We start from the raw sequence: 16,362 nt of genomic DNA, 5'->3' as shown, positions 1-16,362 counted from the left end.
TCACCGTGAGCGAATTTCAATACTATAAATTTGAGCGTCTGGATGGGTATTTAGATGCTAAAGCACGTCAAGCACTCAGAGCCATTTCAAGCCGTGCCGAGATCAGCGCTACGGCCTTTCAGGTGTATTACACCTACAGTGATCTAAAGGCCGAGCCTTTTGAGCTGATGTTAAAATACTTTGATATCGGTTTTTACTATGCCGATTGGGGCTCAATCGATGTATACATCAAGCTACCAGCAGGAACGCTTCCAGATGCGTTACTTGGCTTTTCAAGTGATGGACTTCATGTTCACGAAAACGATGAGTGGCAGTTGCTGATTTTTTCCCTTGAGGAGTGTGATGAGTATTTTGACGATGAGCATGCTGACGACTTTTTCCAGCATTTAGCCGCTTTACGCGGCGGGTTAATGCAAGGGGATTGGCGCCTTGTGTACTTAATGTGGCTCAAAGCGTTTGATTTTAATGATGGCGTTGAGCGAGTGCCGTTAATTCAATTCGATTTTGAGCACCTCAGGGAAGAGGAGCAGGCGTTTGCTGCGCTGTATGATATTCCCTTAGCATTGGTTAAGGCGCTCGCCATGGTGCTGAGCGAACAACCCAGTCACCAAGCCAAACAAACTCAGCTTACGCTTGATGCGTGGATCCATAATCTCTCGCAAGCAGAGAAAGACACGCTATTACGCACGTTGTTTGAGCAAGGCCAGCTAACCCGTCACCAAGCCTTAGCGCTGACGCGAAAAGAACCTGTCAACACAGACGAGATCTATCAATACTGGTTAACTTCCGCCGTCATTTCTCCTTTCATTGAGCAAGCGCAAAGTCAATTACAGCAAGAGCAAGCCGCAGCACTCGCAAAAAAATTAGCTATCGAAAAAGCGGAAAAAGAAAAAGCGTTGACGTATATCTACAATCAACGTGAGCACTACTGGCAGCAATCACAAGAGCAAGCGGATCGAACTTGCGCCAGTGGTTACGATGCGGCATCACGCTATCTGCATCAGCTGTTTGAGGCCTATCAGTTCAAAGCTGATGAAGCGGCGTTTGAACAACGTTTTAAGCGCTTTGTTGTGGCGAATAATAGCCGTAAAGCACTGTTAAATCGCTTGAGTGATTTGCTTTAAACGATGAGGCGATAGGCTGGCCAAATGACGTTAGCAAAAAACCGATTGAGGGTTGGTTGAAAGGTTGTAAGCCCACCAAAGGTCTACAAATTGTTACCTATGAAGTCACTTTGTGTAGACCTCGGGGTCTAAGTAACGCGCTTTTACCATCTCTGTGGTAAATACTGCGTGAAATACAAAGGCATCACGATATTGGTTTGCTCTAATGCGGATGAGCCTTGTGTACCCGTTAACTTAAAGGTTTTACTTGGAGTACATTTTTCAACGTAGGATGCCAACGATTTTGCTCTTGTACGTTTACCACTTTTGACCTCCACAGGGACGATATCGCCTTCATCGGTCGCCAAAATAAATTCGATTTCGGCACGGGCGTCATTCCATGAATAGCTTGGGTCAACGCCAATGGCAGTGAGCTCTTGTTGCACAAAGTTTTCAGCCACATAACCTTTGTATTCATAGTTTTGTTGCTTAATTTCTTTATAACTGCTGCCGAGCATATGATTAAGCAGACCCACATCAAACAAAAACAGTTTCACCATATTTTCTTTTTTATAGGCCGCTAACGGAGATTTCGGCAATCCTTCAATAGGGTAGTTTGGCAAAGCTAGGCGGCAGCAGTTAAGCCAATGGATCGCGGTTTCAAAATCGCTATAACGAGATTTACGCTCATGCACATGCTTAAATTTAAAGCGTTTAACCGACTCATCGCTGACAAGTGATAGCTGGGCTGGAATGCTATTAAATACCGATTCAATCAGTGTGGTGTCGACCTTGCCCGCGTACTTACCAAAATCGCGGCGATAACCTTCCACTAAATCGGCATGAATTTTTGTGACTTTTTCAACACGCTCTAGAATGCTTGAATCCTTATACTGATACCAAGCAGAAACGGCTTCCGGCATACCACCAGTAAAAAAGTAGTCAGTGAGTTTGTCCATCAATTTGGTGTGTACTGCCGGTGTGCTTGCTTGACTATCAAACGCTTTGATCAGCGCTTGCTCGTTGGATGCGTAAATAAATTCTTGGAAGGTCAGTGGTCGTAAATTGTATTGTTCTACCTTGCCCACAGGGAAGGTGTTGAGCAAACCAATATTCGAGCCGCTGGCAGCGACAAAATAGGACGGTGCTTTTTCAGCAAAGTACTTTAGTGAGGTAACGGCACGTTCACATTCGCCAATTTCATCTAATATCAGCAGATCGGTTTCTGGGTTGAACGCTTGGTTGGTTAACAACTCAATATTCATTACTAGCTCGTCAGGTGACAGAGAGCCATCGAACGCTTCTTTGTAGGCAGGGTTTTCAAGGAAGTCGATACGAAGGATGTTGGCAAAGGTATTCCCAAATAACTCTTGTAGCAGATAGGTTTTACCTGTTTGTCTTGCACCATCGATCAATAATGGCTTGCGCACCGGTTGATTTTTCCATGTTATTAGGGCGTTTAGTAAGTTGCGCTGCATTGTCATTTCCCGCCAATTAAGACTGTTAACTGCCTGTAGTATAACTCAGCCTACACTTTTACGCGCAGAAAAGTGCGGAATTTTACATTTTTATGCGCATAAAAGTGTAATTTGATGACCTTTGGCATTCAGGGATTCACATCATCGCCTTGGCCAACGCGCAAGCTAAACCTAAAAGTAGGATATAAATCCAATTATATTGAGTAAAGTGGGAATATAGTCCCTTTGGTTGGTGATATGGCTAAGCGTGACTTACACAATATATTGTTTCCAAAGCAGCGTAAAATCCTGACGCAGTTTGGTGAAGACTTGCTGTTGGCGATGAAAAGACGTGGTTTTACCAAAAAGCTACTGTGTGAACGTACTGGTTTTGATCATAAAACCGTGAATTAAGTCTTAGCCGGTGATCCGGGCGTTGCCATAGGCACTTACTTAAAGGTGATGGCCGTTCTTGGCATGGAAAGCAACTTTGCAGAAATGGCCGCCCATGATGAAGTGGGTATCAAGCTGCAAAACATAAAATTGCTGGAAGGTTCAAGATGAGCCGTGAAATCGTTGAAGTCTATGCCGACTGGCAGCCAATTGAAGCACCTTTGCTAATAGGGCTGCTTTCTTACAGCGATTCAAGCCGAGGTGGCGTGTTTAGTTTTGCCTACGATAAAGCATTTTTAACCTCAGCCTATCGCTTGCAAATTGATCCCATCCTGACCCTCCACTCCGGTGTACTCTAAAACGATGAAGTCGATAAAAGCTTCCGCGCATTTCTTGATTCATCGCCTGATAGATGGGGGCGTATTTTAATGCAGCGGCGTGCGGCGATTGAGGCGCGCAAAGGCATTCGAGCAACAAGTCGATTAAACGAATTGGATTACCTGCTGGGCGTAAATGACTCTTACCGGATGGGTGGTATTCGATTTAAGCGAACAGGCTCGAATGCTTTTTTGGACGACAATTCTGAATTTGCTGCGCCGCCAATGGCTTCTTTGCGAGAGCTAGAGCATGCAGCAATGCAGATTGAAAAAGACGATAACATCGACAGTGACGAGTATTACCGCTGGTTGAAAATGCTGATTTCTCCAGGCTCATCATTAGGTGGTGCAAGGCCCAAAGCTTGTGTCACAGATGAACAAGACCACTTGTGGATTGCTAAGTTTCCCAATTTAAACGATACCCATGATGTGGGCGCGTGGGAGATGGTCTGTTATGAATTGGCGTTAGCGGCAGGTGTTGACATGTTTCCAAGTGAGATGAGGCAATTTTCGTCACAGCACCATACCTTCTTAACAAAACGGTTTGACCGCGACGGTGACAAGCGGCTGCATTTTTCGTCGGCCATGACACAGCTTCAATACTATGATGGTGAACAATCTCAAGGTGCCAGCTACTTAGAGATTGCTGAATTTATTTCCAATTGTGGAGCACAAACCACAGCTGATTTAGCTCAGTTTTGGCGTATGGGGGTAAAGGCATGGGGAAGTGTTTAATGAAGTGCTGCTGTTTATTTTGGCTTGGTATTTGGTGAAGGGATGTTTTCTAATTTCAATGAAGGTTGCTTGTTACTGTTGTCATCAATGTACTCAAGGGCGTACCTCATAGCCTTGTAGCTTTTCTCGCGTTTTTTAAACATGCGTTGCAGCATAGGGAGAGTGCAGTCCACATAGTCGTGAATAGTGACTTGTGTTTTGCCTTCCGATTCACGATGAATACGACCGGCATATTGAGCCAATGTTCCTTTCCATGAGATGGGCATGGCCAAAAACAACGTATCCAGTCTTGGTAGGTCAAACCCTTCGCCTACATATTTTCCTGTTGCGACGACGACTTGAGCCGATTGCAGATGATTGTCAGCGTTCTTGCGTTCCGCAGCTTTCATGGCGCCTTTAAGTACGACAGTGCTTATACCCATTTCGGTAAGTCGTGAGTGTATGGATTCTGCGTGCTCTCTACGCTCTGTAAGGACTAACGGGTGTCCGCCATTTTGAACACACTCGTAGGCGTCTGAGACGATTTTTGAAGTGCGCTGCTCATTATTGACGAGCCAGCGGTAGGCATCGCTTATTTTGGGGCGCTCATCTGTTTTTATAAGCTCTGCTGCTGGTACATCGTAGAGCTGATGAATCATCACGGTTTGAGTAAATTGCTCATCAGGGCTTTGTTTCACTTTGTAGCGAATAGGCCCTGCCGCCATAAAAATGATCTTTTGATGACCATCTTGTCGCTCTGGTGTTGCTGTAAGGCCCAATACATATTTTGCTCTTACCTCGTTGAGTACCATTTCAAACCTTGGTGCAGATAGGTGGTGGCATTCGTCAACAATAATATGGCCGTAGTCTTGAATGAGAGGAGTGATGGAATTGTCTTTTTTATTAACCAAACTTTGGTAGGTGGCTATGTCGATAATGCCACTCGGCTTTCTTTTACCTCCGCCTATACTGCCAATGGTTACTTCGGGTAGGAACGTGCGTAAGCGCTCTTGCCATTGTTCGAGCAGTTGTCGGCTATGAACCAGTATGAGGGTATTTACTTTGCGTTTTACGATCATAGCAATGGCAGTAACCGTTTTTCCAAATGCAGTTGGCGCATGCAAAATACCGAAGTCATGTTTAGATATTGCGGCCACTGCGTCACGCTGGTTCTTTCGCAAAGTGAACTCAGGGGTAAGCTTTAATAATGGTTTACCAATTTCACGCTTATCGTCAAATAGTGGCGAAATGTTTTGCTCTTGTAGCAAAGCAATCGCATCATCGAGGCAGCCTCGCGGTAGTGCTAGATAACCGTTTTCAATACGAGCACAGGAAATAAACCTCGGAATGCCATGGGTTGAAAAGCGCAACGCTTGTGTTTTAAAAAACACAGGATTAGAAAAACTAGCTAATCGCTTTAGTCCGGCCAGTAATGGCCCAGGTAACTCGCTCATCAAAAAGTAGATATGGTTGGCCAAGGTAATGGTCACGTTTTTCGGCAAAGACTCTAATTTTATTGGTGCGGCTTTGGCTGTGATTTCCCAAGGAGGGCGGTTGTCTGTTAGCCCTTGCTCGGACAGTAATAGGGTGTTGGGTGAAATAGTTGTTATGAGTTGGTCAATACTCGACTGAGTGAGCGTTTTAAGCTCAGCAAGGTACCGCCATTGATCATCGATGGCATTCAGGTCACTGTCAACAAAGCAACTACGACCTGAAAGGCGAGCCTCCTTTTGAAGTGGTAACGCAATGAGATTGCCAAACCCGCCTTCAGGAAGTACATCTTGGTTAGGAAAGAGCCTGTCATAGGAGTCAAACGATAGATTTGGAAATATTTCCATGGCTTTATCAAGCAAAGCGAAACCCAGTGCCCGAGCATGGTTCGCTGGGATATTGGTTTCAAAAAATATCCATAAGTGAGCCCCGTTGCCAGAACGCGAGATTTCTATCGCGTGCGGAATATCAAACGCTTGGCACACTTTAGACATTGCTTTGACTTCTTCTTGCCAACAGCCTTTGTCAAAATCGGCTGCCAACAAATAGCACGAATTATCTTTAAGTAGTGGATACAGACCAACCACTTGATGACCGGCAAGGTGCCTGTAAATAATGTGCTCGTTTAATTCGCTAAACTTTCGGTGTGAACAGTCTTGGCATTTAATGCGGGGTTTGTTGCATAGCCCGCTTACCCACTCATTATCACAGGCTACGGAATAGCCACTGCGCCCCTGTTGATTTTGCCAACGATTGGCAAAGATATCCTCTCTTCCACGAAATCGTTGTCTGAATAAGGCGACCTTTTGTTCTGGCGTGAATGTCTGTACTGAACGCTCGATTTGAGCGCTACGCAAAGCCTCTCTTAATGCGAGAAGCTGCTGCTTTTCATTTTCAAGCTCAGCTAGCCTGTTATCAATAGCAGAAATGTTTGGGTAGCGAGCGTCATTCATAACAAACTAATTTTGATTCGCAGCACTATAAAGCGCGAACTTGCGGTGGCTTGATCAGCGACTCTGCTGGAATACCTAACCCTTCATGAAGTTTCCAAATCATTTTTAGCGTGAGTGATCGCTTATGGTTTAGGATTTCATAAACACGATTGCTTTTACCTATCATGGGTTCAAGATCTTTAACGGTTAAGCCTTTGCGCTCCATCTCAAACTTTATTGCCTCAACAGGGTCTGGCAAATCCATTGGAAAATGCTTTGCTTCGTAGGCCTCGACTAACGTAACCAAAATGTCCAGCTTTTCGCCTTCGACGGTATCAGGCTCCGCCATCATTAGGTTTTCGATGTCGTTTAATGCCGCGCGGTAGTCGGCATCTGTTTTAATAGGTCTGATGTCCATTATATTTACCTCTTGTTACTACCTTTTGGCTTCAAATCGTTTGTACATCAATTTTATCGTATTGCGCATGGCTGCCGATAAACCGTATGTAAACCACTTTGTACGCATAATTGATCCAAGCAACTAACCGGTATTTATTACCGGCAATGTTAAACACGACACGCCCATCTTTGAGGATGCTGGCATTTCTAAAGTCCTGTTTCACATCCGCTGGTGCTCCCCAATCAGCGTTTAATGCATGCCTATACCAAGCTAACGTTGGCTCTTTAGCGTCAATGTATTCTGAGCTGTCTTCCCAAAATGTTTTTAAGGTTGATAGTGCGATAATTCTCATAAATAGATATTAGTCCCAATTTGGGACTTTTGCAAGTTTGGTATTCTTGATGCGGTTAGGAGTTGTTACCGCATCCCCAATTGCCCCATTCCTTGGGGCGGTTCACATCCCTCTTATTCACCCTCTTAAGCTCGGCATATCAAGTGTTGCCCCATTGTCCCAACTGCCACGGTAAGTGATCAAATGGGGGGCTTGCTATTTTCGCCTGATGGGCCTTTTCGACATGCGGCTGCGTTTGCCATCGAAGAAGGCCAATACTCTGAACCAATAGAGTGATTCTTCATACCCCAAGCTGTGCGTTGGACGTGCAGGCGGGATGAGCCCCAGTTTGCGTCCTAAACTGACAATCACGTAGAAGCGAACGGAAAATACCTATACGAGCCTGAAACTGTGGCTGAAGTTGAGCATATTCTAGGTGCTGTTGTTGTTCTATTAAGACAGCCGATTTATTCACTCGGTTTAGGCTGTGTGATTAATGTGTTTAGAACAGCCCAAGCTTTAAATATTGGGCTTGAAATTGGGGCAGAGAAGGATAACTTGTATCTCAAACCTGATCTGACAGTTACCCATTTTTTATTGTTTCTATCAGGTTAAATTTTCTAGATGTGTATGAAGGCTAATTGCAGAAATTTGATTGATATTGGTACACAAACTGAGTCTTTGTTGCTGTCGAAGTTGGTGCATTATATTGGGTTAAACCTTTTAAAGCACTGAAGCTTAAAGCAGCACGATCAACTACTTTTCTTGTGAAATTCGCATTGGGATCTGAATATTTAAACGAAATTTCTGCTAAAACAGGTTTTAGACTACCGTAAGGCAATAGGGTATACCATAAACTTAACTCTAAATCTGCATCGAATTCACCTAAATCAATCGTTGCACCACTATATTTTCGTTCATAGATAGTTAGACCACCAACTTGATTCAGGGCTAGACTATTATTAAAATTATAGTCATTTTTGAAGCCAGTAAATAGAATATTGATATCCTCAAAATCGTTAATGGTTCGCGAGGTTGGTACGGTTGTTGACTTGCTTGCAACTACAAGGAAACTCAAGTTATCTTTACGAGTAATGTCATCTTCTAGCTTAGTTTTTGCGCCTGATACATTGCTAGTCAAATCTTTGAAGTCAGCAATATAATGGTCATATCCACGATACTTTAAAGTTACTTCTTTTGTACCATTTTCATTACGCTCTCTGAAGCTGTATCCCATATTTTTTAAAGTACAGCTTCCTTGAGTATCGTAAAAGCGGATTTCTCTTTGTGTATCAAAGATCATAGCACCAGTTACGTCACGACTGATTTTATTTTCAATCGCATTTTTCACCGCTGAAAAATAGCTATTTATGCTGCTTGCTTCATTTCCATAATTAAAATTTATGGGATCTAATAGTACTTTGTATTCGCGAGATGTGACTTTGGGAGATGCATAGCTCAGCGATGGTAGCACTGTAATTGCCAAGAAAGTTATCAAAGCCGATTGAGTTATTCTCATTTTTCTCTCTAGACAAAAGTTGAATTTAAAAAGCCCAAAAGTTTTAGCTTTTGGGCTTCATTCATTGTTATGGGTTGAAAAGATTTAACTTATCGGCAATATATAAGGTAGGTGTATCGACACGCATGCCCACATTATCCAAATACTTTTGCTCTAAACCATTGGTTGTCCAAAGACCCATGTCATCATCATTCACAATGCCAAGAGTTTGTCGGTTAATCAACCATAGACCTTCCATTTTGTCATGCGCATAACTTACACGTTTACCCATATCCAATACCAATGTTTTACTTACTGGCTGAATATTTAGTGCTTGTAATGCTTCCCATTTTTTATCGTTATTGATGAAATATTGCTCGAGGGTTTTACCTGCAATCGTTAAACCAAGTTTAGGATCTTGCACTAGATCGCCCTGAGTTGCGATATCCTCCAAATTGGTAGCATCCTTCAGATCAATACGATAAACATGTTTCATGATATTCGGATCGTCTTTAAGGAATTTGCCATCACGTTCCAGTACTAAAAACTCATGATCATTAATCGCAATAATAGCTGAGTTTGAGTTAGCATCAATTTCTTGACGATAGAGATACTGAGCAACTTTTCCTGTTTCAAGATTGATCGTCACAATACGTGTTAAGGTTGATTTATTAACAGCTTTAGTCGGTAAGTCCATTGTCGATTGCATAATCCCAACCAATGTTTTTTGGTCAGGTGTAATAGTTAAACCTTCCATACCACGGTTGGCACGACGATAACTAAATTCTTGCGGTAAAGTGAAGGTATTGCGCACATCATTTACAAAAGGATTAATACGACCAATTTCTTTTCCATTGGCATCATAGTGCACAATGTGAGGACCATATTCATCACTCACCCAGAATGTACCATCATTCAATGCTGCCAAACCTTCAGAATCGAGACCGTAATCATCAAGTTTGATAGGGTTCGTTATTGGGTCATAAGGCTTTGATGGATCTTTAGCGATGACCTTGCCATGAATATCGTAAGGTGTTTCGCCTGTACCACCTAGTGCAGCAGTATTCGGTAATCCACTAATATTATTTCCATCACGATCTTTTAATAAAATCGTTTTGATGAGTTTGATTGAGCCATCATCTTGTACCTCAAACAACCCAATTTTAGGTATATAGTCTGGCATTGGAAAAATCTTACCAGCACCATTCACGCCATCATTATAGTCAGCATTTGGGCCACGATCTGTGATTGCGTAAAATTGTTTATTGTTCGTAGGATGGGCAGCAACATCAGAGCCAAAGCCACCCTGTCGAAGTGTAAATGCACTCGCAATAGTTGTTCCATTCGCCTTAAAGCTTGTTAAGTTTTGGTAAGGCAATGCAACCCCTTGGGCAAATAAGTTTGGACCACACTGGATGGAGCTTTGCTGGATTTCATTCGCATCCAACTCACCATTTTGATTTTTATCCAAACCACTTTCAATACGTGTTCCAGCACTCCAGCAATCATCATTTCCAAGTACTAAAGGCGTCTGTTGAATCAAACTATTCAATCCATTTTGACCATTGTCCCCATCATCAGTACATGCGGTTAATAAAATTGTCGAAGCTAATAAAGCTAAGGTTAGTGGTTTTTTTTTCATTTTTTTGAAGCATCATGTTTAAAAAGCTTCATCATAAGAAGCAAAAATGACAATTACATGAATGAAATATGATCAATGTAAAATTTTAGCAAATTAAAAATATCAGTAGTTTGTGGGGGTTATATCTAGGTTTTCTTCATTATTTATCAAATGTGGTTTGAGGTAAAATTAAAATAAAACTTTAAACTGCCACAGTATTCTAGATATAAGCAGCCTTATTATGAAGCTGTCTCATAGGGCAGGGTTATACCAATGCTAAGTTTGAAGTGATTGAATCATCCTACTTACTAACGACACAATGTGACGTGTCGAAATTTATGTTTATTGAAAATTCCCCCAAATAATTTAAATTACTGTAATATTTTCCAATAGTTAAAACATTGCTAGTAGCATCATCAACTTAAATGTACTGTGTTGCAGGTAATAGAATTAAGACATCAGAAATAGCTTCAGCACCATGACTAAACCACAGGCAATGGTGATGACAGTGGTTCAACAGATTATCAAAAGTTACTTCCAACTGTCGCTTTAGGCTGGGATATATTACCTGAGCTTTATACTTATGCTAGCTATGGCAAAGGCTTCGAAACACCAACCTTTACCGAGATGGCCTATCTTACAGTAGGGACTTCAGGCATTAACTTTAATTTAAAACCTGCGACCAGTGATACCGTAGAACTTGGCTTAAAATCGCAGAATACCTTAGGGTTATTTACTTTTGCTGTATTTCATACTGAAACTAAAAATGACATTGTGCCTGACGATGCCAATGGCGGGCGAAGCACATTTCGTAATGCAGAAAAAACCTTACGTGAAGGCTTAGAGTTATCGTGGCAAAAACAGCTCTGGCAAGCACTCAATATTCGAACCAGTTATAGTTATTTAGATGCGACTTTTGATGCTGATATTCCAGCGACCACAACCAAACCGCTGATACAAAAAGGAACATATATTCCAGGTATTGCCAAGAATCAAGCTTTTGTAGGCTTGGCATGGCAACCTGAGCAGGGATTTCAGGCAGGCTTAGAAGCACGTTATATGGACAAGATTTATGTCGATGATATCAACTCTGATACTGCACCAAGTTATACGGTCGTTGCGGCAAATGTTGGCTATTTGTGGGTCAATAAAGACTGGAAAGTAAATACTTATGCACGACTAGATAATTTATTAGATCGAAACTATGTGGGTTCCGTGATTGTCAATGATAGTAATAATCGTTTCTTTGAGCCCGCAGATAGACGAAATTTTAATGTTGGACTATCGATAAAAAAATATTCTAACATAGGCTTTGTTGCATAAATACATAACCAACTGATTTTGTTCATTAATTTTTAGGTTGAAATTCATACAAACCTATTTAAATCAGAAGCTTACAAAATCTTTATGCAACAAAGCCGTGGAACAGCCACAAATAAACTCAGTAATAAATTTTTAAACATATTAATCCCCCGTTAAGTAACGGATTATAACAGCCGTAACTATCTAATCACATGCAAAAAGTAGCCGTTTCGCCTTTTCCTGTCCTCACATGATGCAAGCGGACCATACATCTTAATCAGATAGAAATCGAGTCGAGGTAAATCAATCCATCACAAATGGAGCAGAAATTATGCTTGATCACACTCTTGGTTAATGCTGAAAAGTCTTTGAGTTTTAATTAATAAATAAGTGTATCCATGTCTACCCTCAACTTTACTTATTTTCAGATAGCAACCAATCGAGAGCACTCATTTTTACAATACCATTATAATTCGCTTCAGTCCCTATCGTGTCTAAGGTAAGCAAATACTTGGGATACGAATCAGAAATTTTCTGTAATGGACGTAACTCTCGGCTGAGTGTCTCCTCATTGAGCGTTTCTAATGCCACCTGATAATAAGTTAAATTCTGTAAAGTATCGACAGCAACAAAATCAATTTCATATTCATCAACCCGCCCTACATAGACCGTATAACCTCGTCTGACAAGCTCAAGATAAATCACATTTTCTAAGATATGACCTTGATCAGCATTAGCATCAGGCAACATAATCCGGCGCAATCCGACATCAACTAAATAGTATTTTTCAGAGGATTGTAATAACTCACGCCCGCGTACTTTAAATTGTGCGGCACTATAAAATAACAAACTGTCCTGTAAGCCCTGAATATAGCGTTTTACTGTTTCAAATGAAATTTTAACCCCACTTGAAACAAAGGTATTTTTAATTTTATTGATGGAAATAGGTGAGCCTGTCACGCTTGCCAAATATCTTGCGACACGCTCGAGAGAGTTAATATCGGCAGTATTCAAACGGGGAATAACATCTTTAAACATTACACTGGCATAGACTGCTTGCAAGTAATCATAAGTTTCCTGCTGGCTAGTCATGGCAAGCGTATAAGGGAAACTACTGCGCGTATACATGGCATACAAATCACGATTTGATAATTGTTGGATGATCGGATTATTTTCAATATGCCACTGTTTAAATTCTTGGAATGACAGAGGTAGAACATGTTGCTCGATATAGCGTCCTGTAAGTAAAGTCGCAAGTTCTCCACTTAGAAAGAATGCATTTGAGCCTGTAATATATAAATCGATATAATCCCGAACATATAAAGAGTCGACTACTTTCTCAAAATTTGTAACATGTTGTATTTCATCTAAGAAAACATAGTTTTTTTTACTTTTATCAACTTTGGACAATACATAATCATGTAGTTTACGGTAATCGGTGAGTTCTTCAAATTCCATAAATTCGAAGTTGATGGCAATGATGTTTTCGGCTTGTACACCCTGTGCTTTTAGGATTTGTTGAAACATTGCCAATAAGGTGGATTTTCCAGAGCGACGCACACCTGAAAGTACTTTAATGACATCACGGTCTTGCCATGTATTCAGAAATTTTAAGTAGCCATCACGTCGAATATTAGCGCTTCTCATTATTTACACTTGGAATCTAAAGTTTTAATAAATTATATCAAATTTTAGAACGTATATGTAAATATATTTAATTTTAAAAAAAGTTTAAGGTTAAGTGAAACATTCAAAGCTGCTGTTGAAGTATACGGATAGTAAATGTAATAAAAATCCAGATTCTATCTTTTTTGACTCTGTACACGACAAAAAACCTAAATATGCCTAATATCGTATCTGGGTCTACTCCTTAGATGAGCAATGGTGATGCCTTGTTTTCGGATTTGTTGAGACTGTAAATAAAACTATGTAAACGCTTAAACTCCCCCAACGTTGTTGGGGTCAAACAAAAGGTGTTTACCATGAAAGATGAAGCAATGTTGGCACTCGCTAAAGAGTTAGCCAAGAACCTAAAAACCGAACTCGATCTCAATAATTTTAGTCGGGCTTTAAAGAAATTGACTGTTGAAACTGCCCTTAATGCGGAACTCACCGACCATTTAGGTTACGAAAAGAATAGTCCACGAACAGGTAAAAATGCTCGCAATGGTTACACAACGAAGCGTCTACTGACTGATGATGGTGAGTTTGAACTAGATACCCCTAGAGATCGTGAGGGTAAATTTGAGCCACAGCTTATCAAGAAAAATCAGACCCGTATCACAAAGCCAATTTCTGCTTTTGAGTGAGGTAAAGCAATTTGAACCGTTAACATATTAGTAGAAATAGGATCTAATGGTGCAGAGCAGGATAAGGCAATAAATGCAGGTTTATTCGGTGGTGGTGAGCGATCATTCTTTGGTTTACCATCAAATAAGCGAATCCATTTGGATACAAGATTTGCATTCAATCCATGTTGCAAAGCGACCGAAGCAATTGAAACGTCAGGTGCTTTACAAGCCTGAACGATCTGCTGTTTAAATTCAGCACTGTATGTTCTTCGTTTTTTCGCTAGAGATGCGATGGATGTCTGATTATTTGTCGTCATAAATTTAAGTCCCCACTTGTTTTTAAGTGGGGACTAAATTAAGGCTTATAGGATGAATTCATAAGGTGTGTTCAGCGGACGCTTACGAAAAAACAGCCAAGTGCTCATATGGTACAGTTATATCAAGAACAATGGTCAGATTGGCTATCAACGACACATGTGGCAAGTGAAGGTGTCCTGCAGAATGAAAGTTAAGTGTCTATTGAGGGGTACAATCTAATGGGAGAAATTGAAAAATAAAATACCATTGAATATTTGGTCATTATTTGTTAATTTCTGCGCAAAATTTAACATGCAATAAATTTATGTTCAAAAAAAATATAGTATTAAAAAGTATTTTGCTTACTTTGGGTGGTTTTGTTGTTACTCCTTTTGCATTTGCAGAAACATTTGATCCAGCGATAGATGGTTTGATTCGAAACCAGCAGCGCCAAGCAGAACTAGAAAAAATTATACAACCAGAACGTGATGTTAATTTAGATGTCATCCAAAAAAAAGAAGCTGTACAACTTACCGACCTTGAAGATCAGAATTGTTTTGAAATCAAGACAGTTGAACTTGATGGCGAAATGAGTAAGCATTTTGATCAATATGTGCAACAAGCGTTAAAAGATTTAAGTTTTACTCCAGGTTTATGCATGGGTGAGCAGCGAATTAATCTGTTGATGACGCAAACGCAGAACATCATCATTGGCCGAGGCTTTACTACGACACGAATATTGGCTGCACCTCAAAACTTAAGTACAGGCGTATTAAAACTCACCGTCATTCCGGGATTAGTTCGAGAAATCAAACTCGATTTAAGTGATGAGGAAAATACCCGAGCAGGCCGAATTCAATATGCCAAAAATATCTTTCCAATGAAGAGTGGCGATATTCTCAATTTACGTGACTTAGAGCAAGGCTTAGAAAACTTAAAAAGACTGCCTACAGCGGAAGCTGATATTCAAATTATTCCTGCAGATGCGCCCAATCAAAGTGATGTTATCGTCAAATGGAAACAGCGAAAAATTCCAATTCGCGTGACCTTAAGTGCTGATGATGCCGGTAGTCGTCAAACCGGTAAATACCAAGGTAACATCACCGTTTCAGTCGATAACCCTTTATTTAGAAGTGACTTATTTTACGTCACCATGGGCCGTAACTTAGCAGATCAGCAAGAGATTACGGATCAAAATGGAACCACTGTGAAGAGCGGAACCCATAACTATGCCCTTCATTATTCAGTCCCTTATAAAAACTGGCTGATCAGCGCCAATGCGAGTCGATACAATTATGACCAAGCTGTTGCAGGCACCAATAATGTCTATAACTATAATGGAGAAAGTCAGACTCAAGACTTAGGCTTGACCCGATTGCTTTATCGGGATGCCAAGCGTAAAACCTCAGCGACCTTGAAAGGCTGGCATCGAGAATCTAAAAGCTATATTGATGATGCCGAACTGACCATACAGCGCAGAGATGTTGCGGGTTGGCAGTTAAACCTTGATCATCGTGAATATATTCAATTTGCAGTGCTGGATTTGAGTCTAGGGTATAAGCGAGGCACAGGTGCATTCGATTCATTACCAGCAGTTGAGGAAGCGCTGAACGAAGGTACATCACGGATGAAGATCTGGACGCTAGATGCCAATCTGAATGTTCCGTTCCAATTTGAGAACCAGCAATATAGCTACTCAAGTGCCTTTAGAGCGCAATACAATGACACCCCGCTGACCATCCAAGACCGGCTTTCCATTGGTGGAAGGTATACAGTACGCGGTTTTGATGGTGACCTAACCCTAGCAGCAGACCGTGGCTTCTACTGGCGCAATGATTTAGCCATGTCTATTTTTCCCGCACATCAATTCTATATGGCCTTGGATGCTGGGCATGTTGATGGTCAATCTGCCCAATGGCTTTTAGGTAAAACCCTTGTGGGTGGTGCGATGGGGCTACGTGGTCAATTTAAGGTGGGTGGCACTTTTTACTACGATATATTTATCGGTAAACCAATCAAGAAGCCTGAATATTTCCAAAATTATGATTTGAATTATGGTTTTAGTGCCAGTTATTCATTCTGATCTAAAGAAAAGTACAAACTAAAAAATGAGCTCGTAGTATTAAAGCGAAAAAATCTCCCAAATAAAGACACA

The 16,362-nt window shown here is 41.1% G+C and carries 11 protein-coding genes and 5 pseudogenes; 7 read left to right on the top strand and 9 right to left on the bottom strand.

Translation table 11 applies throughout. The features are described 5' to 3' along the window. The first annotated feature begins 5 nt into the window (after window positions 1–5). Window positions 6–1,124, top strand: coding sequence for a hypothetical protein (locus tag FTU06_RS14080; RefSeq protein ID WP_154320131.1), 1,119 nt, complete (start codon window positions 6–8; stop codon window positions 1,122–1,124). Between the two features lie 143 nt (window positions 1,125–1,267). Here the strand turns inward: FTU06_RS14080 and FTU06_RS14075 are convergent, their stop codons facing one another. Continuing rightward, window positions 1,268–2,581, bottom strand: coding sequence for an ATP-binding protein (locus tag FTU06_RS14075; RefSeq protein ID WP_070153175.1), 1,314 nt, complete (start codon window positions 2,579–2,581; stop codon window positions 1,268–1,270). 237 nt (window positions 2,582–2,818) lie between these two features. Between FTU06_RS14075 and FTU06_RS17010 the strand changes: the two are divergent. Both FTU06_RS17010 and FTU06_RS14065 read left to right on the top strand, forming a co-directional pair. Then, window positions 2,819–3,124, top strand: a pseudogene (locus FTU06_RS17010) (transcriptional regulator). Continuing rightward, window positions 3,121–4,035: pseudogene (locus FTU06_RS14065) on the top strand (type II toxin-antitoxin system HipA family toxin); the annotation flags it as partial. The pseudogenes FTU06_RS17010 and FTU06_RS14065, both read left to right, overlap by 4 nt. A gap of 44 nt (window positions 4,036–4,079) precedes the next feature. Here FTU06_RS14065 and FTU06_RS14060 read toward each other — a convergent pair. Genes FTU06_RS14060 through FTU06_RS14050 form a run of 3 tightly spaced genes read right to left on the bottom strand, consistent with a single transcriptional unit; the run spans window position 4,080 to window position 7,219 of the window. Continuing rightward, window positions 4,080–6,488: a DEAD/DEAH box helicase family protein gene (locus tag FTU06_RS14060; protein ID WP_094069352.1), complete on the bottom strand. Its 2,409-nt coding sequence runs from the start codon at window positions 6,486–6,488 to the stop codon at window positions 4,080–4,082. 25 nt (window positions 6,489–6,513) lie between these two features. Then, on the bottom strand, window positions 6,514–6,885 hold the full coding sequence (locus tag FTU06_RS14055) for a type II toxin-antitoxin system HigA family antitoxin (protein WP_000354814.1): 372 nt from the start codon (window positions 6,883–6,885) through the stop codon (window positions 6,514–6,516). A gap of 31 nt (window positions 6,886–6,916) precedes the next feature. Beyond that, complete coding sequence (locus FTU06_RS14050) at window positions 6,917–7,219, bottom strand: type II toxin-antitoxin system HigB family toxin (protein ID WP_154320130.1); 303 nt, start codon at window positions 7,217–7,219, stop codon at window positions 6,917–6,919. 390 nt (window positions 7,220–7,609) lie between these two features. On the opposite strand from FTU06_RS14050, the gene FTU06_RS14045 reads away from it, so the two are divergent. Beyond that, on the top strand, window positions 7,610–7,813 hold the full coding sequence (locus FTU06_RS14045; protein ID WP_094069354.1) for a hypothetical protein: 204 nt from the start codon (window positions 7,610–7,612) through the stop codon (window positions 7,811–7,813). A 22-nt stretch (window positions 7,814–7,835) separates the two neighbouring features. Here FTU06_RS14045 and FTU06_RS14040 read toward each other — a convergent pair whose 3' ends face one another. Together FTU06_RS14040 and FTU06_RS14035 are read right to left on the bottom strand one after the other, a co-directional pair. After that, complete coding sequence (locus FTU06_RS14040; protein WP_094069355.1) at window positions 7,836–8,717, bottom strand: hypothetical protein; 882 nt, start codon at window positions 8,715–8,717, stop codon at window positions 7,836–7,838. Between the two features lie 67 nt (window positions 8,718–8,784). Next, on the bottom strand, window positions 8,785–10,338 hold the full coding sequence (locus FTU06_RS14035) for an esterase-like activity of phytase family protein (RefSeq protein ID WP_167846514.1): 1,554 nt from the start codon (window positions 10,336–10,338) through the stop codon (window positions 8,785–8,787). A gap of 474 nt (window positions 10,339–10,812) precedes the next feature. Here FTU06_RS14035 and FTU06_RS14030 point away from each other — a divergent pair. Next, window positions 10,813–11,640 (top strand): annotated as a pseudogene (locus FTU06_RS14030) (TonB-dependent receptor domain-containing protein); the annotation flags it as partial. Between the two features lie 268 nt (window positions 11,641–11,908). On the opposite strand, the pseudogene FTU06_RS17005 reads toward FTU06_RS14030, so the two are convergent. Both FTU06_RS17005 and FTU06_RS14025 read right to left on the bottom strand, forming a co-directional pair. Beyond that, window positions 11,909–11,995 (bottom strand): annotated as a pseudogene (locus FTU06_RS17005) (HNH endonuclease); the annotation flags it as partial. Window positions 11,996–12,033: 38 nt separating this feature from the next. Beyond that, window positions 12,034–13,266: an ATP-binding protein gene (locus FTU06_RS14025; RefSeq protein ID WP_094069408.1), complete on the bottom strand. Its 1,233-nt coding sequence runs from the start codon at window positions 13,264–13,266 to the stop codon at window positions 12,034–12,036. Window positions 13,267–13,601: 335 nt separating this feature from the next. Between FTU06_RS14025 and FTU06_RS14020 the strand changes: the two are divergent. Next, window positions 13,602–13,904: pseudogene (locus FTU06_RS14020) on the top strand (transposase); the annotation flags it as partial. On the opposite strand, the gene FTU06_RS14015 reads toward FTU06_RS14020, so the two are convergent. Then, the gene (locus FTU06_RS14015) at window positions 13,889–14,227 is read right to left on the bottom strand and encodes a transposase (RefSeq protein ID WP_154320127.1); all 339 of its coding nucleotides are present in this window, start codon (window positions 14,225–14,227) and stop codon (window positions 13,889–13,891) included. The pseudogene FTU06_RS14020 and the gene FTU06_RS14015 sit on opposite strands and share 16 nt — an antisense overlap. Before the next feature lie 305 nt (window positions 14,228–14,532). On the opposite strand from FTU06_RS14015, the gene FTU06_RS14010 reads away from it, so the two are divergent. Beyond that, window positions 14,533–16,290 (top strand): ShlB/FhaC/HecB family hemolysin secretion/activation protein, encoded by a 1,758-nt coding sequence (locus FTU06_RS14010; protein ID WP_154320126.1) that lies wholly within the window; start codon window positions 14,533–14,535, stop codon window positions 16,288–16,290. Window positions 16,291–16,362 lie beyond the last annotated feature (72 nt).

This window comes from Acinetobacter sp. YH12052 (genome assembly GCF_013419835.1).
GTDB lineage: Bacteria > Pseudomonadota > Gammaproteobacteria > Pseudomonadales > Moraxellaceae > Acinetobacter > Acinetobacter amyesii.
The sequence above is the reverse complement of the archived record's forward strand: the minus strand, read 5'-3'. Positions and strand labels throughout refer to the sequence as shown.

Excerpts from the sequence above, each read along its gene's own strand:
- FTU06_RS14075 (WP_070153175.1), bottom strand. The coding sequence starts at position 2,581 with ATGCAGCGCAACTTACTAAACGCCCTAATAACATGGAAAAATCAACCG.
- FTU06_RS14060 (WP_094069352.1), bottom strand. The coding sequence starts at position 6,488 with ATGAATGACGCTCGCTACCCAAACATTTCTGCTATTGATAACAGGCTA.
- FTU06_RS14055 (WP_000354814.1), bottom strand. The coding sequence starts at position 6,885 with ATGGACATCAGACCTATTAAAACAGATGCCGACTACCGCGCGGCATTA.
- FTU06_RS14050 (WP_154320130.1), bottom strand. The coding sequence starts at position 7,219 with ATGAGAATTATCGCACTATCAACCTTAAAAACATTTTGGGAAGACAGC.
- FTU06_RS14040 (WP_094069355.1), bottom strand. The coding sequence starts at position 8,717 with ATGAGAATAACTCAATCGGCTTTGATAACTTTCTTGGCAATTACAGTG.
- FTU06_RS14035 (WP_167846514.1), bottom strand. The coding sequence starts at position 10,338 with ATGAAAAAAAAACCACTAACCTTAGCTTTATTAGCTTCGACAATTTTA.
- FTU06_RS14025 (WP_094069408.1), bottom strand. The coding sequence starts at position 13,266 with ATGAGAAGCGCTAATATTCGACGTGATGGCTACTTAAAATTTCTGAAT.
- FTU06_RS14015 (WP_154320127.1), bottom strand. The coding sequence starts at position 14,227 with ATGACGACAAATAATCAGACATCCATCGCATCTCTAGCGAAAAAACGA.
- FTU06_RS14010 (WP_154320126.1), top strand. The coding sequence starts at position 14,533 with ATGTTCAAAAAAAATATAGTATTAAAAAGTATTTTGCTTACTTTGGGT.